Origin of the sequence: Escherichia sp. WS3227_2 (assembly GCF_046486495.1) — a bacterium.
GTDB lineage: Bacteria > Pseudomonadota > Gammaproteobacteria > Enterobacterales > Enterobacteriaceae > Escherichia > Escherichia coli.
In genome coordinates, this window is sequence record NZ_JBJQLG010000029.1 from 1 (window position 1) to 20,441 (window position 20,441).

The window sequence follows — 20,441 nt, forward strand, 5'->3', positions numbered from 1 at the left end:
GCCCTCATTTTTTCGTTTCCATACCGGAGCCTTAGCTGCGAGCTTTTTATCAAAACAACGTTTCCATGCGGTATGCAGGTCTTTCAGCTTTTGTTGCAGATTGTCGGTATAGGCATCCTGTAAGAAGATGTATTCCGGCATTTTTTTCCACACTGTAATCATCCGGTTCAACTCGAAAGCCGAAGGTAACTTTTCGCCTGAGTCAAGTATGCGCTTTGTCTCCGCAAGACCTAAATTCCAGACAAAACGGGCGCAACCGCATAACTGCCGCAAACGCTGCGACTGTTCAGGCGTTGGTTCCAGTCTGAATTTGTAGGCTTTCAGGATTAGCATCATCATTCAGTGTGTAGTAGATTTTCTTGCAATATTACTGCTTTTACGGCCAACCTCAATGCAAAAATATAAAATCAATCGTTCAAGACATGCTGCCTTCCTTTTGCATGTTCATCTTGTCTTTGTAACAAAATACCGTCGAAAGATACTGGGAGAGTTACACTGTGCAGCATTTCATCAGTATGCAGCAGAAGTCTGCCGTGATTTTGGGGCAGAACTTAAAGAAAGTAACGGAGACGTCGATCATGTCCACATGCTGATCGAATACCCACCAACAGTGCAGCTTTCGGTACTGGTTAACTCACTGAAAGCAGTGACATCCCGCCGTCTGCGAAACGAATTTCTTGATTTGCGGGGGGCATACGGAAAAGCCGTGCTCTGGTCGAGGTCATACTTTGCTGGCTCCTGCGGAGGTGCGCCGCTGGAAGTTGTTAGGCAATACATTCAACATCAGCGTGGCTGATCACCCTTCGGGCTTTTCAAGCCCGTCCAAATTCCCCTCCCGCCTTATGTCGGCGGGAGTACCCTTTGGAAGTTAAGATGGCCCGGATATTACTTTTTTGACAAAGGCGTCTACCAGATTCATTGCTTTTTCCTTTTTGTGTTGAAAATAATTAATGCCAGAGCACAGCGAAAATAATGAATGCGCTGGCTGTGATAATTGCGATTTTCTCCCATATGATATTTTTCTCATGGGGGATTCTACGGAGATTATTTCTTCGCATTGGAATATATTGGATATGTTTATTCATGAATAAGAGCAGGTGTGGGATTTCCTGCTCTTTTTGTTGGGGTTATTTTACATGCTTCCAGACAGAAGCCGGTACTTTGTCGTACAATTTGTTCATTGTCAGTTCCGCAAGGCGATGATCAACTGCAGAGTTGAATGCTTCTATTTTATCCGATGCTAAAGTGCCCTGGTTTTTAGCAATAATTTTCTCAAGTGTATTTAAGCTGGAACAGCGACGTAACTGATATAACCATTCCTGTTTTGTTTTTGCCATAAATAGGTCCTTGGGTTTATTTAATACGGCATAAGCTATGTGTTGTTGCAAACAAAAGCCGGCTCATCTGAACCGGCAGTTATGGAGGCTGCTTATCTTAAAATACTTCAGCTACAGGCATACCTGCAATCTGCTCCCACTCCTTACGCTTTTCCTGAATCAGGCGAGGAAAGTCGACAGGGTAATCATATCCTCGACTTGCCATTGCGTGCATGGTGTTTGATGCTGTTTCTGGATGAGCACACCATGATGGAACAGGAACCATTGGCAGATTGATGTATTTCGTATGAATTTCCAGTTTTTTGTCGTCTGTTACAGTACGAGTGAAATTATGAATGTCAAAACCGATAACATCCATAATGTTGCCTGGATAGATACGGACATACAACATTGTGCCATTTTTAAGGTCAATGCCGAAATAAGCTCCCTGGGTTAAAGATAATCCCTCATACCCCTTCTCTGGAGAGTAGAAGCCTGACTCTTTTATTGTTTGTACAACTTTTCTTATTTTTTCTCTCCTTGTTTTTGCACGTGAGTACATCCATATGCCTGGCGCAAGTAATAAGAACCAACTACCGAAAGTGACAACATAATCTTCGACCTTATTTCCGAAATAACGATCAGAACATAGCATTTCGGTAAAACCTAATGCGCAGAACAGAAAAAAAGGTATTCCAAGAAAGAAATAAGCTTTTCTTAATACATAATAAAATAGCCACCAGGTTGGAAATCTGTCTGTTGTTTCTTTTTTAGCTTTCATATAATGCCTCCCCTCGTACTATCTATTATTTTAATGCCGATGGGGAGGTTGTGCAATATTTATATTGATATTATCCTTTTATTCCGTCCTTGTCGTCACTTCCTTTTGTATTATCTTTAAGACGATCTGTTTTCATTCCAGGAGTATGTCGGATATTGCGACTTCCTCCAATAAATATTTCTTTAACAGAATTTGCCATGCTGCCAAGCGTGTTGGCTCCATCACGTCCCCCTAGGAAGTTAATAACATGATCAGGTAGGTAGGCCTGAAGGGCAAATATGGCAGCTACAGTGGTTGTACAAATTCTGGCGTATATCAGCAAGAAACCAGCAAGACTGAAAATACCGGTCAGCGAATTGAACTGTACGTTAACCAGGGCAGCGCCAAATAATGCATTCAGTATTGTGCCTACGGCGATGATGGCTACAGAAGCAAAGAAAAAACCAAAGACCATGATGGGCGGCCTTATCATACTATCAATTAAGTATATATAACCGTAGGCTGCCCGACTTCCTCTGTCTTCTGATGTCCCGAGATGTGTTGCAGCCCACAGCGGCCCGGCGGTACATCCTATTAATACGCTGACTATCCAGTTCCCGATGCCTGTCATCCAGAAAATAAACGGAATGAATGGCAGGTAAATTGATAAGGAAAATCCAGCACAGAACATCAGGAACAAAAGAAAATAAACAGGTGGTGCAAGTGCTTCAAACAGCGCGGTAAGCATCGAAGCGGCACCTGTTAGTGAGTTAAAGAATTTTACAAGAATTGAATCTTTGCCACCGGCAACGACAACTCTGGCCGTTGTATATATAGTCCAGATTCCTTCTGCACTTACCATTGTTATATCTCCGATATTTTTCATTTTTATCAGAGGATTAATTTGAGCACTGGTTGTGCCTGTGCCACTTGTTTCCGTTGCAATCCTGTTAGTGAGACTAACAAGGGGGCCCATAATTTCAGACAAGGCAGATTTCGGATCTTGTGCATTTGCCATGCGTTGTTCACTGGATGATACTACTGTGCCCAGCGGTGGCGTATAGGAGGAATTCTGCAGTTGCGTCCTATAGGCACTCATGACCGCACTGAATAAGTCAGTATCACCAACTTCTCCCAGTGATGACATTGAGGTTACAGCTGGAGCTCTGTCAGCCAGCTCTGCCAGACGTTGGTTAGCTGTCGCAAAGGTCTGATACCACGCGCCAAGCGTTACCCACCCGTAGGTTGTGAGATAAGATTTAAGAGCCTCTTTTCTGGATTGCTCTCCGTTATCAGTGGGTAGCGATTTTTGCACAGCACGTTCGTATTCGTCGGCTGCTTTCTGAATTCGTGTCTCGATATCCGGCAGTGTTCCGTTGCCAGAATTTCTTTTTTCCAGAAATGTTGTCACAAACTCACTGGCAGCGTTGTCCATGTCGCTAATCATATTATCCATGGCTGCACGTTGTGCTGAGATAACACCGCTGTATTCGTTTTTACTGAAGGGATTAAAGAATTTTCCAATCGTCGACTGATCTGTTGTTCCGTTCCCTTCTACTGACAGGCTGGCAGTACCACAGATACCGCTGCCATTGGATACTGTGACAGTGTAATTACCACTGGCGGTTTTAGCTGATTCTGTCATCAGTGAAGTCGAGGATTTGGCCGTCTGATTAAAATCATTTAGCCCTGCGTTAACCGCATACTTACACAGTTCCATTTCAAAAATGCCACGCGCTGCTGTTCGTGTGGATGCCTGAACTGGCTGTACAGTCATTGAATAACCATTTGCGATATTATCAGCGGCAACTTGCACCATCACATTGGCGGACCCAACCCCCATTATCGATGCGCCCCATAACATAATGAGCTGAGCGAGACTCCAGCCATTTCCGGTAGGAACGATCATCAGAAAACCTGCGACGAAACTCAGTATGCCGACAATATCGCGCCCGACGCTGAATACCTGTCCCTGATGCCCCGAACGCACAACATGGCGGATACTAATGAAGATACACCAGACGATAGCAAGTACGGCAATGATATTGTTGAACACCCAGAACATGCTTCCGATCAGGGTGGGGTCGCTGGTTGACAGTGGATTGGTGACCACATCACCGAATATCGTGACCAGCGCCTGGCGGGACAGATCGTCAGGATTGGTGGCGGCAGACACAATATCCTGATAGGTCACTGAAGCCATTGCCGGCAGTGAGGATATAGCAAGGCCTGCACAGAGTGCGCGAAGTAAAATTTTCACAGTAACTCCGGAATAGAATTGCGTATGGGCAAAGGCCACACAGGATTTAATTAAGGGGGATGGCGACATGCCACTGGTACTGGCATCTGGACGTGATCAGTATTGTTTACTGGTTACGGCAATTAATGTGGCATTGCGCCAGCCATTGCGGTCGTTCAGAAAATCACGGAAAGTCCCCTGCTCGGGTTCGCTGACTTTTCGTTCATGCAACTGCCAGAGGCGGTATGTAACAATCAGTGCTCTGGAAGCACAAAGAGCGACGCCTGACAGTATCAACACAAGAGTGCTGATGGCGCGTACCAGAGTCGTAAGAGGTAATGAAGAGGCGGCAAAGAGCATACCACTGAGAAACAAAGCGATGGCCAGCAGACTCCAGCAACAGAATCGCCATACTGTTCTGCGCCGGCGGAAACGACGATCCAGATCGTCTACTGACATATGGCTGGCCTGCAGAGCTTCTTCCCACGTGAGGTGGAGTTGCGCCTTTTTATTATTTACCTGACGAAATCTGTCCAGCCTGCGTTTTTGTTGTTCCAGCATATGCTGTACAGAATTCGTTATCAGGCGAGTCTCCATCAGCGGAACAAAAATGTTAATAATCCTCCGGGTGGCTATGCGGGTTATGGATGGTGATTTTTTGACGTTTTTCGTCTGGTCTGAATTTTCCGGTAACTTATTCATTTTTTCAGTCCTGTTCTGACGTCAGCTTTCAACGTGCGTTTGCCTGATTGATTGTTTTCTCAAGGCTACCGAGTTGTTTTTCATAATACTGGCGGGCAGTCAGAGCCAGTTGCTGGCCAGAGATAACATTACCCTGGCGGATCTGTTCTTTCAGATCGTTCAGCTGCCAGTTCATTTGCGCAGTGATTCTTACCAGTTCACGGAGCAGGTTATCCCCCTGCATTTCCTGTAAATCCACCAGGTATGCTGTGTTGGCGTAGCGCCGGCCAGCCTCAAAAGCTTCAAACTCACGGGTACTCATATATCCCCGTGCTTTTGCTTCTGGTGAAGCCACCTGGTCGAAGTAAGCGGCCGCTGAGTCTGACTGCAGTGTTTCAGCCAGTGCTTTACGTGTGCTTTCATTAGGCGTGCTGTCAGCAATCAACGTCAGTTGGGGATTCGACGCAGAATCAATGATGCCGTTGTATTCGTTCTGGAGTCCGACGTAGGTTCGCCCACTCTGGGTATTCACTTCTCCTTTACCCAGAGCACGACCGGCAGAGGGGCGGGAAGTGTTTTTCATGTAAGCCGTCGCTGCATCTATTTGCTTCTGATCCCATGTCAGTGCCGCAGGTGTGTCCGCTGTACCTGCGCCGTGGTAAATCGAGCGTACCTGACTGTCTCCACCTGGTATTTCGCCCACAGAAGGACAAACGGCGGTTCCTCCAAAACGTGCATATTCTGCTTCTGTACAGTAACTGGCGTGTATGGCCGCGCCATCATAAGCTTCCCGCACGGGAGAGTTTGCTGCGCTGGCCAGACGGTCGCGGATGCTACGGTTGCTCACACCGCCACCTTTACTGAGTTTTGAGGCTGCGGATGCTGAGGCACTTTTGCTTTCTGTTGCAATCCCTGATGCGGATTCACTGCAGATGGAGTCTGGCACGGTGAAGCTTTTCCGTGCCTCCTCGAGGCGCTGAGTTTCATTACTGAAAATCATCTGCTGACGTGTCGCCTGTCCGTTCTGGGCAATGACACTTGCCAGCTTTTCAGAGTTCTGATTGATAGCGGTACCCGTGGCTGTCTGGGTACTCAGTATGTCACTCAGCACACCTTTGATGGCCTCCATTCTGGGGACGACCTGCTGTTCAACGGGACGGCTGGCGACGACGGTGACTGAATAAGCATGAGCCTGGTATGCCGTTCCATTCAGGATAGCTATAAGGGCTGCGAGTAATGTTTTTCTTTGCATTTTATTGTCTCCTGCTCGGGGTGGAGCACAAGGTCAGGAAGGCTGTCGTATTTTCTGTCTTCAGGTAGTGGGGCCAGTGGGAAACACTGATATCGCCTGGTGATATAACCTTTCCTGTTCCGGTTATCGATGATGCTGAAAGAACGACGTCTGACGCGCCGTAAGGTGGAAGGGTCAGTATCCATTACAGGCCAGTCACCGGCACTCAGTGCCGGCGTTCCGGGAACGGATGGCCATAACCAGGTATCATCGGACATCAGCGAAGCCAGCGGTGAAGGGAGTATCCACTGGATGACATGCTGAACGTCGAATGGTGCTTCATCCGGGACAGAAACCTGCCATATTGCCGTTGTTATCAGCTCATCTGTGCTGGACGGCAACAACAGCCGCATGCCTGTAACCTTTCCCTGTGTTCTGGCATCCGAGGCGTATATCACTCTGGGATTGGGGGCCGGATGTAACCTGAAGACACGTGACGGCAGAGTGAATGAGAAACTGTCACCTTTTACCTCAAGTTTTTTAAGAAATACCTGCCCTCTGGCAGGTCTCCGGCAGCGTGGGGTGATATGAATTGTACACATCAGAGATTGTATCCCTGTTTTCGGATGAGCTCCGAGGCCAGTTCTTCAATAACATTGTCACTGTTATGTTGGCCCGCCCGGTGCTCAATTAATGACGTTGCAGAACCTCTGGGGAAGTTTTCGGCCAGAATCTTACGTGCCCGAACTGAACCTAACTTATTTGTCAGTGTTTTACGCAGGGCACTGTCTTTTGGCGATGAGTTCAGCGCCCATAGCTCCAGTGGACCGACGGTAAATTTGAGTATTCTCGCAAGCGTGCCACTTTTTACCCTGAATACTCCCAGAACAGGAACACCACTACCATCTGGTGCCGGGCCTTCCGGCATTTTCAGGAAGCGTTTCAGCATAAATTCAGGCACGTTGAAGTTATCCCTCAGTACGGGGATATCTTCGGGTTTGTAGCGCAGTAACCAGAGAGTATTTGCTGACTTAAGAACGCTTTCCGGGTAGTCCCTCAGATACTGCGTACTCAGAACCGTGCGGATAGCAAACTTGCGTTGCTCACGCTCCTGGGTATCCAGATTTTCCCAGATGAAGTCAATGCCCCGGGCGTTATGCAGTTCATCATAAACTTTTGTCTTAACCTCCTGATCAAGTTGGTTAATACGTTTAAGAGCGATTTCATGGTATTCCCGTGGAAGCTGCTTTAACACTTCATCCCTGTATTGTGGCAGGGTGAAGTCACCACCGGCGATCTGACCTGCAAGCAGGTACATGATGCCGGTTTTAAGCCTGCCTGCAGGCGTTTTGTCACCGGCAACATTATTCAGATCGACAGCGATGACCCGGGTTTCCGGGTTGATCATAAACCGGGTATACCCGGATATCATGGGGTAGTCGTTATGTCCCTGCTCGAGAGCGCGGCGGATGTAGTCCAGCAGAAGTTCGTTTGAACCATCACGCTGAACAGTACCGAAAACATCCCTGAGACTGGTATGGCCCAGCATCGAGGACACTTCGGGAAGCTGGGGCATTGCCTGATAATGTGCCCGCTGAGCCGCCATGATATACCCGGCATTGTGGAGCATATCCCGGACTTCGAACCAGGTTGATCTGGCCCACCAGGCTGCATCATGTTTTTCATACAGTCCCGAGTCCTGCAGTGCTGAATCCACCAGTTCTTCCGTTGAGGCGCGATAAAGTCGCGGATTATTTTCACCGTACTCTTTAAAAGCCAGCTCGATAAGCTGGTTGATAATTTGTCGGGTGTCTCCGGGGTTACAGGGTTGACCGGTACCGGTATCGACACAGAGAGCACACAGCACAGATGACATGAAATTCTTTTCCGGCGTAATAGGCTTTTTAGCGCCGTACATCACGTCAAAAAGGTTACGGGTGTATTCCGGATCATTGCTCAGAATAATACCGACAGCTTCGTCTTTTCTTTCCGGAGGAAGACTGTCGCGAATAAGCTGAACCAGTCCCTGAGCACTGTATCCCTTATCGATATAGGCAATGAAGGGCAGGTTTTTCTGAGCAGATGATATCTGTATTTCCGACAACGTATTAATCAGAACTGATTTACCCAGTCCCGGATCGCCTGGTGCCAGTTCTGTATGTTTATTTTGTTGGGATGACGCCAGACCAACCTCAAATGCGGAACCGTCTTCTGTATGTAACATCAGATTCCCTTTGCCTCGCCAGACAGAGCCTGCCCTGTTAAGCGGGAAAAGCGAGATGGCATGTGACAACGGGGGATACAGGGGAACCGGGCCGGAGCCTCCGGATGCCGCGAGAATGGTATTCACCCAGGCGCGTCGGGGATCGCCAAATGTTGTCGTGGTGCCACATACGCCCCAGCCTTCAATGGCCGATTTCAGAATGGCCTGGTTTCGTGTGCATATTTCACGTGTTTTTCCCCACGTGGAGGCCATGATGGTCATTATGCAGACAGGTTCTTTTTCATCCGTTGCAGCCAGGGTCATAACGGATTCATACATTGGACGAACGGCAGAAATGAAGCTGCTGTAAGTCAGAAGCGTTTTCTTCAGATTAAGAGCCTTCATCCCGCCGGGCATCAGATCCATTCTGATGCGCCAGGGGACTGCGCGGGGGACGGCACGGACCAGTTCGTTAAACGTCTGCAGATTTTGCGGAGGTAAAGTAATCGATACCATTCCGTGCCAGAGTCCGCCCGCCTGAACCAGGTTGCCCTGTGTGGTCACCTGAGTGTTGAATAACTGCAAATGCAATGAAGGAGCATGTAGTACGGATTCATCGTCAGTCCAGCGATATCCCGCTGGCTGGGCATCTTCAGGCAGGTGGGGTTGCCAGTTACGCGGTGTGCTGTGCCGTTCTGTCTGACGACGTATTTCACGCCCGACCTCGTGTATATCCAGTAGCCGGAGAATCAGGCCATCAGATGAATGTCTCAGTGCCTGTTCCACATTATCAAGAAAAGCTTCGTGGCGGATTTTCAGTGCAGATAAGGCCCACTGCCAGGGGGACTGGGCAAAGCGTGCTTTCGGTACCCGTTCAGCCAGTCTTCTGACAAGCTCATCATGGGCGGTGCGATCGCTGTTGCTGATAAGGTCGGGTCCACTCCAGATCGCCAGCCAGCAACGCTCCCGGACCAGCCATGGGGACAGTGTTGTGACTTTCTCATCGACCACATCCTGTAACTGGATACCTGTATTAGCCAGTGAGCGCTTTTGTGGGGCGACCATGTCTTCGATTTCTTCTTTCCCCATGTCAGGATCACGCTCAAAAACGAAGCTGATCTTATGACCGCTGTTTTTATATGCCGTATTCAGGCTGTCACTCATGCTGGTGATCAGCGATTCCAGTGAACCTGGGCCAGTCTGGTCGGATGCTTCATCCATTTCCCTGAAAGCACCGCTGACTTCAAAGACAGAGAGATATTCTCCACGCTTTGTGGCTGCAATATAGGGCGAATTCAGCCATGGGCGGCGTTCACGATCCTGTCTGTCCAGACCAATTACAGTACGTAAATCGCAATATTCAACAAAACTGCTTGCGACAGAGAAACGGGATAGCGTGTTCAGACAGTCTTCGATAGTGAAGATTAAACGGTTTATGTTCATAGGTGAGGGAACTCCGGACTTACAGGAGGGAGGTTTGTGCAGTTTGATTTTTTTAATGCCACCCCGCGCTGGAGTGGCATGAAGAAAAATCAATCAACGTATTCTTTTTTGATGAATGAATCTGGTGTCAGAATCAGGGCAATCCCGTTCATTTTTTCACGCAGGGGCGAACGACCGGAAGGTGGATAGCGACGAAAAACGTCAGCGAAATCGGCCGGGCGGAAACTGCGGAATTTATCCTCAACCGCCAGTCTGTTTTGCATCAGTGCAGAGAGCGCTTCCCGTCCCCGCCGGACCCGGAACTTATCATTACTGAAAACTTCCTGTAATGAACGGCGGTTAAGGGCCACGACTGTGGATGGATGAAGGTCGGGTAGCCACACCATAACGCCCTGTGCTGCGGCATAACCATTCAGTGAATGCCAGGCGTGGCAGAAAGCACATAAGCTGTAAGGCGGGCCGTCTTCATGAAACAGTTCCTGCTCTTTCTCTGACAACGGCTCTGTACTGGTGATTTCAGCTTTCTGTACATGGCGGAGTGAAAGACGTCTGGCAGACAGACGGGCCTGCTCAAGCGCCCGTTCAGCGGCTTTTACTGCCGTGTTGTACTTTTCCTTTTCGCCGGTTGCGACTGGTTCACCACGCCTGATTAACTTAACCAGATGTTCTGTGGCCTTATTAAGACGAACTCGTGTGTCACTGATTATGTCGGTAAGCTGTCTGAGTGGCCATGAGTCATCCAGTCTGAAACGGTGCCTGACGTTTTGCCGGCAGCAGATACATCGACCGGGCGTTGTTAATTCCGGTTCCGGTAACAGTGGCTCCTGTGTATGAACCACATCAATTTCTGGAAAGGGATACAACCACAAGTTTTTAATGCTGTGTTGCATGAGCAGGCTCCGTACTGGTGTAACGTTTCACGGCTTCCAGAATGATGTTTGCGATTTCATCGGAACAGCATTCTGCAAAAATGAATTCCTGATCGTCCCGACTGTCGTGGGCAATCACATTGCCGTTTTCTGTTCGTCGTAACGTTATGTGCTCCGGGCTCCAGGCAGACATATGTGCCTCCTTGTATTGCCGAACAGGAAGGGCACCGGATAAATGCCAGTGCCCTGGACAAGATTAGCCAATGGAAATTGAGGAAATCCCCAACTGTTTCTGGCTGCGACTCATCATTTCAGGTCCGGCGACAAGTACCGCCCCAATGACGATAGATACAATGCAACTAGCCAGTCCCATCCCCCCTTGTTTCCCAACTTTTTTCAGGCCAATCAGGCCCCCGAGAAACAGAATTACGCCGATGAACTGCGCAATAGTCAGTGATGATGACTGTGCTGTTTTGGCACCTTGTTCGACATTGCGAACCATATCGGCAAGATCTCCATCGGCAAGAACGGCTTTGGGCAGCAACATCATGGGAATGAGCAGCAGGAACTTAGTCAGTTTGCTCCGGCATGACATTACAAACAGTTGTGCGTGGATAAATGCGGCGTACAGACGGGCCGCTACGACACGAATACGTGACATAGTTTCTCCTTAAATGGATATATCAGTGGTTTATATGAAGGTGAAAAAAATCAGAAGACGATTCCAATGCTTGCCAGCAGGGCATTGAGGACACGATCGATAAAGACCAGCAGGACGCCGGCAATAAATTTGACGTTTCCCTTACTGACGGATTCACTGGCACTCAGTGCGGTATGTCCATCGAGTCCGGCCTTGCGCCAGATGGATATCCCGTTCATTACAAATCCAACACCGGCCAGCTTGGCCAGCGACAGAACTGCATTTGCTGCGCCAGCAGCAGCGCCAAACGTCTGAGGTTGTACATATGCAATCGGGCCAAATGAGTCAGCCCTGAATCCCATTTGTACGCCTCCGGCGTTAATCATTGCCGGGAGTGATACGAGCATGCAGCTGGTTAACATCCCCGCAATAAATTTTCCGGGAGACATTTTTACCGGACCGGCTGAACGGGCGCGGGCAAACAGGGTAATCATGCTGATCACCCCGATGAATTCTCCCCAGGTAAACAGGAAATCCATTCCGGCACTGAAAATACTGCTGGCAAAGTTCTCAATGGCGGTCAGGGCATCCATGTTCATCAGCGTAACGTCCCTGCACTGGTGATGATGGTCCGGGTAGTCGGATCAATCCGCTGGATCACCACATTGCCCAGCGTCTGACCTTCTCTGACAGCCCAGGTACTACCCTGCCAGCGAATCCAGGCCATACCAGTTTCCATCGACATGATTTTCATTCCGTTAAGTACAGACGACGTTTTTTTCTTTGCTGGATGCGGTGTGGAAGAGGATTCAGTGACGCTTTTCTGTGTCATTATTCCGTTCAGGCGGCTCCGGATATCATCCAGCTGACGGCGTGTTTCCTGTGCGTATTCTTCATCCTTTTTTATAGCTTCGCCCAGCTTGTTAATGCTGTCGTGAAGCATATTCAGTGTTGCCTGAATTTTTTCATCGCGGTTATCCAGCTCTGTTTTTACATCCCGGGCAAGCTGGCTCATATCTTCTCCTGTCCGGACAGTCATAGTCTCAGTGGACTGAACGGAAGGTGATGATTCTTGTGTGGTTTGCCAGGTCTGTACGCCAGCATCCGCATCATTAAACGGAGGCATGCCTGTTTCCGATGGCGCTCTCAGGAACAGATACCATATGGCTGCGAGCAACACGATTGCACATAGCCCCCATGTTGCTACAGATATCCCCCAGACGGAACGTTTCCAGAAGGGGGCGGGTTTCTCTTCGGGTTCACCGAAGCTGCCGGTTTCATCTATTTCTGTTTCAGGTTTCATTATGGTGTCTCCGGTTGTTCATCATACCGACGTTGCATCACAGCTTTTCTTTGCTCCATGGCTGTCTGCATTCGTGCCTGCGAGCGTTGTTCCGCCTGTGATGTACGATTAACTGAAGGGGAAATGCCACTGGAAAGGGAAGATGACCTGGCGTCGTTTGTCATTACCGGGTCAACAAACAGAATTGATACGACTTCATGCTGATACACTTCTACCTGTTTATAGGGCTCACTTTCTGCCTGGCGGGTTAATATCTGACTTCCTCTTTCCGCCATACCACCGGCAATAACGCCCGCAACAGCTTCACCACTGGGCATTCCCACGCGTCCGGTAACCGTGCCATAGTTACCCTGAATAACCTGCGTGTTGGCATCTTTATAAAGTGTGCCAATACTGCCCACACCTCCTAACACTGACGGCAGAATGATATGTTTAAACCAGCGTGTATTCACATTGCTGGCCACGGATGACATCAGGTTGTCTTCCCGTTGAGCATATGCATTGACCTTAAGGTCCATGCCGTTCCAGCTCATCCGGTCGAAATGGATCTCCACGCCGTTACCCACCAGTTTGACTCCCGGACTGAACAGCGTTGCCCCTGCCCAGGGGCCAGCGGGAATGGTTGCGATAACCTTGGATGACGGGTTATCAGAATCCACTGCAGTATCAATATATGCCGGTATACGGGTCAGAGCAGGTATCAGTTGTATCCCTTTTTCTGCTACAGGCGTGGACAGGCTGGCATTCTGTAATGCGAATTGCTGCGTACCATTCTGCCCTGTTGTTTCTGCCGGAGATTTATTCCACATAGTCGTTGCTATGGTTGGTGTACTACCGGCAGGATGCTGATCTTTTATTCTTACAATCAGCTTTTGCAGCCGCTCCATACGTTTTTCACTGGCTGCTCGATCCTCCTGTGGTGTGCCGGAAGCCTGGCGATGAGCATAGTTTTCCGGTTTTGCTGCAGGCTGTTGTTGCTTTTCCGGAGTGTCCGGAATATCAAGCCCCTGTGGAAGACTGGCAATGAACGTCTGATTATTGCGGGCTGCAGCTGCGGCCCCTCGTTCATTATCCGCTCTTAACAGTTCACGATAGTGAGGCGTTTCGGTAACGCTGCGCGTTCCGCCGCTTGCTGCACTGTTAATGTTCACGGCTGACTGCATATCGCTGTTACTCCCTGATAGTTTGGAAAACGCGATATAGCCGCCGCCAAATAAGATGATGCTGCCCAGTCCAAGCAGGGCAGCCAGTTTCTTTCCGGATTTACCGGCATCCTGTTCAGCACTCATGATTACTCCAGTTCTGGTGTCACGTGAACGGACTGGCCATTCACAGAGAAAGTCAGTAGTGGGGTGACGGGAAGTTTCCAGAGATGAGTTCCGTCGGCAGAGGACAAGGTCTGTTCAAATTCATCGCGCAACATCGCCCGGGAACGAACCAGAAGGTCATCGCCGTGTTGCCAGATCGTTGTATCCGGGACATTACCTGTGAATTTCAGCCTCTTAACTGAAGGGTCCCGGGGAGGAATACCATCCAGAAATGCCTGTAATGTTGCATCATGCAGGGCGATCTTATCCGTCGGGATGGAGACAACTGGGCTGGTTGGTCCCTGCCGTGGTATTCGCAGATCCAGACGACTGTCCATTTCCTGACTGGATGACGGCGTATCTGTTTCGCCACTGGTTACGTTCAGGATGACCGGTACCGACAGACCTTTCAGGTAGACAGAAATATTTCCGGATGCCCATGGCCGCAATGGTGTGATTGTCACCATGTTCTCGTTGTACTGCACATCAAAGAGTTTTGGTGCCGCGTTATAAGGAGGATCGGATTGTGGCCATGGTGAACCGTTGATATCGGTAAATGTCACCACGCTCAGGTTGTTCATGGCTGTGCGAACAAGAGGAAGGCTGGCACCGGGGGACAGATTAACTGTCAGAGAGCTGATACGGGGTACAACACTGGTGATGGGCGCATTGATGGCCCGCTCGTTATCCGCCATGAGACTGCGTAGTGAGCGAATCTCATCGGCGGAGAGCTCAGAATCAAGCCTTGCCGCATCCTGTACCAGCGGGCTGGCCTGCCCGGGGGCAGGCAGCTCACCTTTTACCAGTGTTGCCGGAACACCTCCGGTGTTTTGGGAGGTGTTCTGAACGTGATCGCTGGCAGAATTTGTCGTTTGTGGTGTGCGTGCGTTCTGCCATCCTGCGTTATCTGCAGACGTGGCGGCGCTGCACACCAGGAGCAGTGTGCTCAGTAAATAACGTGATTGCATATTACTTATCTCAGGAGTTCGGTCCGGCGTTACGGGAGATCATCTGCCGGATTTCCATACCGGATGGTTTCAGTCTGGGGTCAACACGCTGGATGGTGATTTCGAAAACAAAAGACTGTTCTGGCTTGCTGGTTGTCTGGCCGACCAGACGCATACGGACAGGATACTGGAATGTCCAGAACCATACGCCGTCGGACATTTGTCCCTGTCGTACCAGAACGCCAGCACCTGTCGTGGCGGTCAGATTCATCTTCTCTTTCTTGATCGTCTCCAGAATGTTAGATGCCTGTAATGCATTCACATATCCGACAAAACCTTCGTCAGAAAAACGCGGAGACAGGGAGGAGATCTGTGAACGATAGTGCACAAAATCCAGGTTGAATGCGGTCGCCAGTGCCTGGCTGCCAAAGGCCATTGCATCATTCTGACTCCATGCTGGCTGACTTGTTGGTGCCAGCCTGACCAGACGACCATTGTCTGTAGCGAAATATTCGCGCTCCACATTCGTTGAGTGCCAGTACTGAATGGCGTTACCAGTAATACTGATAAGAAGACATGTGCCCGTACATAAAAGCGCTTTTATCAGCGCAGGGACATTATTTGCCCGCTGTTCTGACTGCTTCATAGCCCTGATTGTGCTCTTCAGTATTTCCGGGTCAGGTGCCGGATGTGATGGCGAGGATGGCTCGGTATTTTCGGTCATAGGTTGTAGTCCTTCCAGGGATCAATATTCCCCGGCAGCTTTTCATTCACCTTGTCCACGACCGCGTCGCAGACCTGGTTTTCCAGCTGCGACAGAATGTCGTCAAGGCTGGGGAACTGGGGGAGGTTTATGCTGATTTTTTTGATTCGTGACAGACAGGACTGCAGGGATGAGGAAACATCGTTTTCACGTTGTGACCATGCATCCGCAGCTGCACGTGCTCGCTCATATCCTGTATTACTACCGGCCTGTGCCGCGCTACCCGCACGACAGGTTGCAGCACTTGCCGTGGATGAAATCAGGATAAGGCCGAGCACGGCAACCAGAGACTTATGCATGTTCATATGGCTTCCTTACCGGCTCATCGGCCGGGGCTGTGGGAGAGATCCTGATGCAGAGTTTTTTCCTGCCTGTCCTCCGGCTTTTGGCTGTTGGACCACTGCTGCCATGACTGCTCGAAGCCCAGGTTCCGGTACAACGCATCAGGTTGTTTTTCCGGCGTGTAGACAGCAGCAAAAAGCGGTTCTTCCCGGGTTTTCAGATGAAACTGCATAAGCTCCGGTGCAGGGCGATTCGTGCTGTCAGCATCGTGGTTTACCGCTTCACCATAACCTGCAAAGCGTAAACCTTTGTCGGTCAGCGCATTGATAACCAGCTGACTGTTGTCGGCTGATGGGGTGGCCAGTGCCGGATACAATGTGCCGTTCAGCCGGACCACACCCTGCAGATGTTCATCGGCACTCTGGACAAGTAGCAGGTTGAGTTCACGCGTATCCTTATCCACTGATCCCAGAACAGGTGTCAGCTTGTCAGGGGCTGCGCTGGTTATTTCTGTTACCTGATTTGCGTTCTGTGGCGCGGAGACCGGATGTCGGTCTTCACCGATAAACAGATGTGAGCCGACGTTTTCTGGCATACGTAACGCTTTCATCTCTTCGGGCCACCCCTGGCTGATTTGCGCAGCCACTTTCATAAAGGTTTCGACCGGAATCGCCTGAATACGCTGACCTTTATCCGGATTATCATGTGATACCGAGATCCCGTTGGTAACTGACTCCATGGACCACTTATTCCGGAAACGTGCTTTTTGCTCTCCCGGGAGGATGAATTGTTCGCGGTTCTGAAGTGTCAGTGTCACCACGTCACCTTTCTGATGGTTTTTGACCAGACTTTCCAGTTGTTCCCCCCAGTAGAGTTTGCTGCCACTGCGGTTTTTAAGCTCAACAAAGAAACTCTCTCCTTTGCCGGGTGCATATTCAGCACGACCAAAATTGTGCAGTACGGCAGTCACGCTCTCTCCCGGGCGAAGTTTTCCTGGTGGTTCTTCACCTTGTGCCGCATCTGCCGTTTTGCCAGGTTCAGCCGGTGATGATGCAGGGACGGTGCTGACGGTTGATGCTTCAGGGGCTACTGGGGACGCCGGGGATTGTGTGGCTTCTTTTTCCTGAACAGGGTCTGGGACTGCTGGTTGTTCAGGGGTATTCCGGTTAAGTTCCGGTGTTGGCTTATGGGTGACAACAGTATCCTTACCGACAGCCATTTCCTTGCGTAATTTTTCGAGCGCCGCTCGCTGATCCGGGAATTTCATGCGCACTTTGATGTTGTGCTCGATGATCAACTGCATCGCTTTTTGCTTAAAGGCATCACTGCCCGTCAGCTCAATGACACCACCATAAAAATCAGTGGCCACAGCAAGTGCAGCCAGAACACTGCGATCGTCATTGCTGGCACCGTTGACCATTTCCAGCCGGTTTACCCGGTCAATGAAGGCAGGTTTGCCATCCAGTTTGTACAGGACGGTTCTGTCTGCTCGTTCTTCACCTTCCAGCGATTTAATGATTTCGTCCAGATTGAGCGATATCGGTGCATCAGGGCGTTCCGGGGCGTAGACAATACTGTCAGGTGCCGGTGTGGTCGTCGTGGTTTCCGGTGAGGGTGTGGGATCACTGTTCTCATGCGCCTGGGAATCCGTTTTTTTACGCGTAAAAAAGCCACGCGCTTTGTCGAGAAACGATGAAGTATTATCAGAAGATGATGTGCTCTGAACAGGTTGCTGTGGAGTGGGGTCATCCCGGACAGCCGGTTCTACTGTATCTGTTGTGGCCTGAAGTTCTGACTCATCAGCCTGAACGTGGCCTGTGTCCGGTTGCGACGGCATATCACTGTTTTCCTGCAGATGCTCAGGATTTTCATTGTTCATCAGCTCCTGATATGTGCTGTAGTTTTCGTATTCTTCGGGGCCATCTGACTCAGGAAGGAACGGCTCTGGCTGAAGGGGAATGTCTTCAGTTACATGGTTGACCGCCTCTTCCCGGGGAGTATCCGGGGATATTCCGGTGCTTTGTTTGTCATCAGGCTCCGTCATCACGGTCATTTCCTCTTTGACTGCATCAGGGGAAGGTGATGGCTCGGCTGATTCATTCATGGTTTCAGATGAGGGACTGTCTTCAGGGGATGCGGTGGTGGCAGCAGGGGCCGGTATTTCAGGTGAAGTGCCGGATTCCTGTTGTGACTCGTTTTTTTCCGGTTGTGACAGTTCAGCTTCAAATTCACGCCAGTCTTTATCTGTGGCCACCGAGACAACTTTTTCCGGAGGTTCCGCCGGATGAGCGGGTTCATCAGGGGCAGACGCCGTTGTACTTTCCGGGGACGCCAGTGATTCTGCAGGGGAGTCCTGAACTACAGAGCTTTCCGTTTGCGCCTGAACGTTATCAGCGTGCCGCTCATCTTTGCCGTTATTTTCAGTGGCGTGACTGGTAAATGACTGTGTTTCATCAGCAATGTTACTGCTGGAAGCAGCTGGTTGTTCCTGCTGCGTGGCGGACGGCAGAGAAGGTCCCTGGTCATGGCTGTGCCCTGTATCGGGTGATGTTTCAGGATATTCTGTCGGAGTCATGGTTTTTTCCTCAGTGTGGACCGGTGTAAAAACGAGGTTGCCTATCACCAGTGCCTCGCGCATTTCCGGGGTGTTACTGTTGGGGGTGGAAACCCCGATGTGTTCTAACTGGGCGTTGATGACATGCTGAAAAGCGGCCCGTCCCCGGCTTGCGTCCAGGTCATTGAAATCGGTCAGCCCCTGCGCTTTTTCGGCATCGGTGAACGCAGGAAAGATGACCGATCCTCCTGTCAGTTCTGCGGCTTTTGTTGCACTGACGATACCTTTGTTAACCCGGATTGCATGATCGTTGTCGGCACAGAAGATAAAGGGGCTTTGCGTCCACTTTTGCCGGGCATTTTCGGCAACGGCAATCATGTTGCCTCCATCCACCGTCATCAGTACCGGAAGGCCCGTGGCTTCGTGCAGGGAGGCCGCAGTGGCATAGCCCTCGGCAAACAGTACCGGCTGACCGTTGCGCGGTGTGCCCAGCGCAAACCAGTTACCGGTTTTCTCCGAATCTATCAGGATGCGGGCATCTTTCCCCCCGGTGACCGGAATACGCTGGTAAGAGCGTATCGCGCCGTTACGGTTACTGAAGGGAATAACCAGTTCATTTTTGTTGTTTACCCGCACCCCCGGTGCAGCCTGAATGCCTTTCCGGGTCAGGTATTCATGTGCTGTGGCCTGCGGCCATTTGTTGATATAGCGGCGGGCATACGCGGCCTGTCGGTTGTACTGTGCTTTCAGTTCCCGCTCCGCGTCCTCCCTGCGTTGCATTGAATGCGCTTTCAGGTGGAGTCTTGCGCGGGGATCTGTCTGTTCTCCGCCGGAGAAGGTCCAGGTGATCGGCGAATTATCCGCGCTGCGATAATCCCTGTACCAGCCGGCAGGTCTGCCGTCCAGGAATCCGCGATATGCGCCACTTTTTTGTCCTTTTTTGTCATCGGCGGTCGGGACACGGTGGATTTTCCCGTCCATGACCGGCAGTTCTTTCAGAACCAGTCCGGCATTCTCCAGAACCTGGGCAAACTCGGTGACCGGATCACTGCCGTTCATGGAGACGTCCTGTGGCCGGGGCAGCCAGCGGTCCAGCCTGGACAGGTCCGCCCCCGGGCGGGCGAACCAGAGTTTGTGCTCCTTGTCCCAGATGACGGGCGTGTGCCCGTTCATCGGGGGATGTGCTTTTTTGAGATCTTCTATTTCATCTGCAGGCACGGCAAGCCAGGTGCGGTAGCGGGATACAGACGGCATGAGTGCTTCTCCTGAAAAAAGACGGAAAAAAACCACCGCCGGAAGCCGGGGGTGGCTGGGGGGATAGAAAATCGGGGGAGAAATGTTTGTCAGGGTCTCCAGTCTGTACCCTTATTCCAGCGATCCTGCCAGTGTTCAAGATATTGTGCGGCTACATCCGGCATATTCTTGAGCACAACGACATTCTCTGAATTCTTGCGTGCAGCAGCACGAGAGAAGTTATAGGAGCCAGTTTCAACCGTGTTTCCGTCAACAATGATGACTTTGTCGTGATGGATGGGGAAGGCATCTACAGTCCGGAGAGGAATGTCCAGCAGGTTGATATATTTCATCGCTTCCTGACTTGCCCGGTTCGTATTCCCCTTGTCATCAACAACAATACGGACGTCCACTCCGCGTTTTTTCGCTTTTGCCAGCGCATGCATTACATCCGGGTCGGTGAAGGAATATGCCATCATCCTGATGGAGCTTTCCGCACTGTTGATTGTGTCAAGCACCAGAGCGGATGCGCTTCCTTCAGGAGAAAAGCCGACCTTCACGGATGGCGTGTCGATCATTGCAAACGATGGTGTCGTGAACAGTAACGGGCATGCCAGTAGCGATACCCGGAGCAGAGTAACGATAGTTTTTTTACCTGACATAAAGACTC

The 20,441-nt window shown here is 50.4% G+C and carries 20 protein-coding genes; 1 reads left to right on the plus strand and 19 read right to left on the minus strand.

All coding sequences use genetic code 11. The features are described 5' to 3' along the window. On the minus strand, positions 1-333 hold a 333-nt coding region (locus ACJHXB_RS23835; protein ID WP_410233543.1), incomplete at its 3' end, for a helix-turn-helix domain-containing protein. 58 nt (positions 334-391) lie between these two features. On the opposite strand from ACJHXB_RS23835, the gene tnpA reads away from it, so the two are divergent. Then, positions 392-796 carry an IS200/IS605 family transposase gene (gene tnpA, locus ACJHXB_RS23840; protein WP_001175009.1) on the plus strand — a complete coding sequence of 135 codons (405 nt, stop codon included), beginning with the start codon at positions 392-394 and terminating at the stop codon, positions 794-796. 331 nt (positions 797-1,127) lie between these two features. On the opposite strand, the gene hha is transcribed toward tnpA, so the two are convergent. The 18 genes from hha to ACJHXB_RS23930 all read right to left on the minus strand — a co-directional run bounded on the left by hha (position 1,128) and on the right by ACJHXB_RS23930 (position 20,433). Beyond that, positions 1,128-1,337, minus strand: a complete 210-nt coding sequence (gene hha, locus ACJHXB_RS23845; protein WP_032178830.1) for a hemolysin expression modulator Hha — start codon at positions 1,335-1,337, stop codon at positions 1,128-1,130. 97 nt (positions 1,338-1,434) lie between these two features. Continuing rightward, on the minus strand, positions 1,435-2,097 hold the full coding sequence (excA, locus tag ACJHXB_RS23850) for a plasmid IncI1-type surface exclusion protein ExcA (protein WP_000644794.1): 663 nt from the start codon (positions 2,095-2,097) through the stop codon (positions 1,435-1,437). 70 nt (positions 2,098-2,167) lie between these two features. Next, on the minus strand, positions 2,168-4,336 hold the full coding sequence (locus ACJHXB_RS23855) for a DotA/TraY family protein (RefSeq protein ID WP_000698368.1): 2,169 nt from the start codon (positions 4,334-4,336) through the stop codon (positions 2,168-2,170). Positions 4,337-4,432: 96 nt separating this feature from the next. Next, positions 4,433-5,017: an IncI1-type conjugal transfer protein TraX gene (traX, locus tag ACJHXB_RS23860; RefSeq protein WP_001037996.1), complete on the minus strand. Its 585-nt coding sequence runs from the start codon at positions 5,015-5,017 to the stop codon at positions 4,433-4,435. A 28-nt stretch (positions 5,018-5,045) separates the two neighbouring features. Next, positions 5,046-6,248 carry an IncI1-type conjugal transfer protein TraW gene (gene traW / locus ACJHXB_RS23865; protein ID WP_001189156.1) on the minus strand — a complete coding sequence of 401 codons (1,203 nt, stop codon included), beginning with the start codon at positions 6,246-6,248 and terminating at the stop codon, positions 5,046-5,048. Then, a complete protein-coding gene (gene traV / locus ACJHXB_RS23870) occupies positions 6,215-6,829 on the minus strand; it encodes an IncI1-type conjugal transfer protein TraV (RefSeq protein WP_000337399.1) in 615 nt (204 codons plus the stop codon). The genes traW and traV overlap by 34 nt, the downstream gene beginning before the upstream one ends. Beyond that, positions 6,829-9,873, minus strand: coding sequence for an IncI1-type conjugal transfer protein TraU (gene traU, locus ACJHXB_RS23875; RefSeq protein ID WP_001024776.1), 3,045 nt, complete (start codon positions 9,871-9,873; stop codon positions 6,829-6,831). The genes traV and traU overlap by 1 nt, the downstream gene beginning before the upstream one ends. Before the next feature lie 89 nt (positions 9,874-9,962). Beyond that, positions 9,963-10,763 (minus strand): IncI1-type conjugal transfer protein TraT, encoded by an 801-nt coding sequence (gene traT, locus ACJHXB_RS23880; protein WP_233324430.1) that lies wholly within the window; start codon positions 10,761-10,763, stop codon positions 9,963-9,965. Beyond that, positions 10,747-10,935 carry a putative conjugal transfer protein TraS gene (gene traS / locus ACJHXB_RS23885; RefSeq protein WP_001277255.1) on the minus strand — a complete coding sequence of 63 codons (189 nt, stop codon included), beginning with the start codon at positions 10,933-10,935 and terminating at the stop codon, positions 10,747-10,749. The genes traT and traS overlap by 17 nt, the downstream gene beginning before the upstream one ends. Before the next feature lie 63 nt (positions 10,936-10,998). Next, a complete protein-coding gene (gene traR, locus ACJHXB_RS23890) occupies positions 10,999-11,403 on the minus strand; it encodes an IncI1-type conjugal transfer protein TraR (protein WP_000086960.1) in 405 nt (134 codons plus the stop codon). Between the two features lie 50 nt (positions 11,404-11,453). Continuing rightward, positions 11,454-11,981, minus strand: a complete 528-nt coding sequence (traQ, locus tag ACJHXB_RS23895) for a conjugal transfer protein TraQ (protein WP_001055569.1) — start codon at positions 11,979-11,981, stop codon at positions 11,454-11,456. Next, positions 11,981-12,685, minus strand: coding sequence for an IncI1-type conjugal transfer protein TraP (traP, locus tag ACJHXB_RS23900; protein ID WP_023155244.1), 705 nt, complete (start codon positions 12,683-12,685; stop codon positions 11,981-11,983). Before traP ends, traQ begins: the two co-directional genes overlap by 1 nt. Beyond that, positions 12,685-13,974, minus strand: a complete 1,290-nt coding sequence (traO, locus tag ACJHXB_RS23905; protein ID WP_001271994.1) for a conjugal transfer protein TraO — start codon at positions 13,972-13,974, stop codon at positions 12,685-12,687. The genes traP and traO overlap by 1 nt, the downstream gene beginning before the upstream one ends. Before the next feature lie 2 nt (positions 13,975-13,976). Continuing rightward, complete coding sequence (gene traN / locus ACJHXB_RS23910) at positions 13,977-14,960, minus strand: IncI1-type conjugal transfer protein TraN (protein WP_021513963.1); 984 nt, start codon at positions 14,958-14,960, stop codon at positions 13,977-13,979. A 10-nt stretch (positions 14,961-14,970) separates the two neighbouring features. Next, positions 14,971-15,663 (minus strand): DotI/IcmL family type IV secretion protein, encoded by a 693-nt coding sequence (locus ACJHXB_RS23915; RefSeq protein WP_000138552.1) that lies wholly within the window; start codon positions 15,661-15,663, stop codon positions 14,971-14,973. Beyond that, positions 15,660-16,007, minus strand: a complete 348-nt coding sequence (locus ACJHXB_RS23920) for a conjugal transfer protein (protein WP_001055900.1) — start codon at positions 16,005-16,007, stop codon at positions 15,660-15,662. Before ACJHXB_RS23920 ends, ACJHXB_RS23915 begins: the two co-directional genes overlap by 4 nt. A gap of 17 nt (positions 16,008-16,024) precedes the next feature. Next, positions 16,025-19,792 carry an LPD7 domain-containing protein gene (locus ACJHXB_RS23925; RefSeq protein ID WP_058649948.1) on the minus strand — a complete coding sequence of 1,256 codons (3,768 nt, stop codon included), beginning with the start codon at positions 19,790-19,792 and terminating at the stop codon, positions 16,025-16,027. An 89-nt stretch (positions 19,793-19,881) separates the two neighbouring features. Further along, a complete protein-coding gene (locus tag ACJHXB_RS23930; RefSeq protein ID WP_000014584.1) occupies positions 19,882-20,433 on the minus strand; it encodes a phospholipase D family protein in 552 nt (183 codons plus the stop codon). Positions 20,434-20,441 lie beyond the last annotated feature (8 nt).

Excerpts from the sequence above, each read along its gene's own strand:
- hha (WP_032178830.1), bottom strand. The coding sequence starts at position 1,337 with ATGGCAAAAACAAAACAGGAATGGTTATATCAGTTACGTCGCTGTTCC.
- traX (WP_001037996.1), bottom strand. The coding sequence starts at position 5,017 with ATGAATAAGTTACCGGAAAATTCAGACCAGACGAAAAACGTCAAAAAA.
- ACJHXB_RS23930 (WP_000014584.1), bottom strand. The coding sequence starts at position 20,433 with ATGTCAGGTAAAAAAACTATCGTTACTCTGCTCCGGGTATCGCTACTG.
- traO (WP_001271994.1), bottom strand. The coding sequence starts at position 13,974 with ATGAGTGCTGAACAGGATGCCGGTAAATCCGGAAAGAAACTGGCTGCC.
- traN (WP_021513963.1), bottom strand. The coding sequence starts at position 14,960 with ATGCAATCACGTTATTTACTGAGCACACTGCTCCTGGTGTGCAGCGCC.
- traS (WP_001277255.1), bottom strand. The coding sequence starts at position 10,935 with ATGTCTGCCTGGAGCCCGGAGCACATAACGTTACGACGAACAGAAAAC.
- excA (WP_000644794.1), bottom strand. The coding sequence starts at position 2,097 with ATGAAAGCTAAAAAAGAAACAACAGACAGATTTCCAACCTGGTGGCTA.
- ACJHXB_RS23915 (WP_000138552.1), bottom strand. The coding sequence starts at position 15,663 with ATGACCGAAAATACCGAGCCATCCTCGCCATCACATCCGGCACCTGAC.
- traW (WP_001189156.1), bottom strand. The coding sequence starts at position 6,248 with ATGCAAAGAAAAACATTACTCGCAGCCCTTATAGCTATCCTGAATGGA.
- tnpA (WP_001175009.1), top strand. The coding sequence starts at position 392 with ATGCAAAAATATAAAATCAATCGTTCAAGACATGCTGCCTTCCTTTTG.
- ACJHXB_RS23920 (WP_001055900.1), bottom strand. The coding sequence starts at position 16,007 with ATGAACATGCATAAGTCTCTGGTTGCCGTGCTCGGCCTTATCCTGATT.
- traQ (WP_001055569.1), bottom strand. The coding sequence starts at position 11,981 with ATGAACATGGATGCCCTGACCGCCATTGAGAACTTTGCCAGCAGTATT.
- traV (WP_000337399.1), bottom strand. The coding sequence starts at position 6,829 with ATGTGTACAATTCATATCACCCCACGCTGCCGGAGACCTGCCAGAGGG.
- traP (WP_023155244.1), bottom strand. The coding sequence starts at position 12,685 with ATGAAACCTGAAACAGAAATAGATGAAACCGGCAGCTTCGGTGAACCC.
- ACJHXB_RS23925 (WP_058649948.1), bottom strand. The coding sequence starts at position 19,792 with ATGCCGTCTGTATCCCGCTACCGCACCTGGCTTGCCGTGCCTGCAGAT.
- traU (WP_001024776.1), bottom strand. The coding sequence starts at position 9,873 with ATGAACATAAACCGTTTAATCTTCACTATCGAAGACTGTCTGAACACG.
- traR (WP_000086960.1), bottom strand. The coding sequence starts at position 11,403 with ATGTCACGTATTCGTGTCGTAGCGGCCCGTCTGTACGCCGCATTTATC.
- traT (WP_233324430.1), bottom strand. The coding sequence starts at position 10,763 with ATGCAACACAGCATTAAAAACTTGTGGTTGTATCCCTTTCCAGAAATT.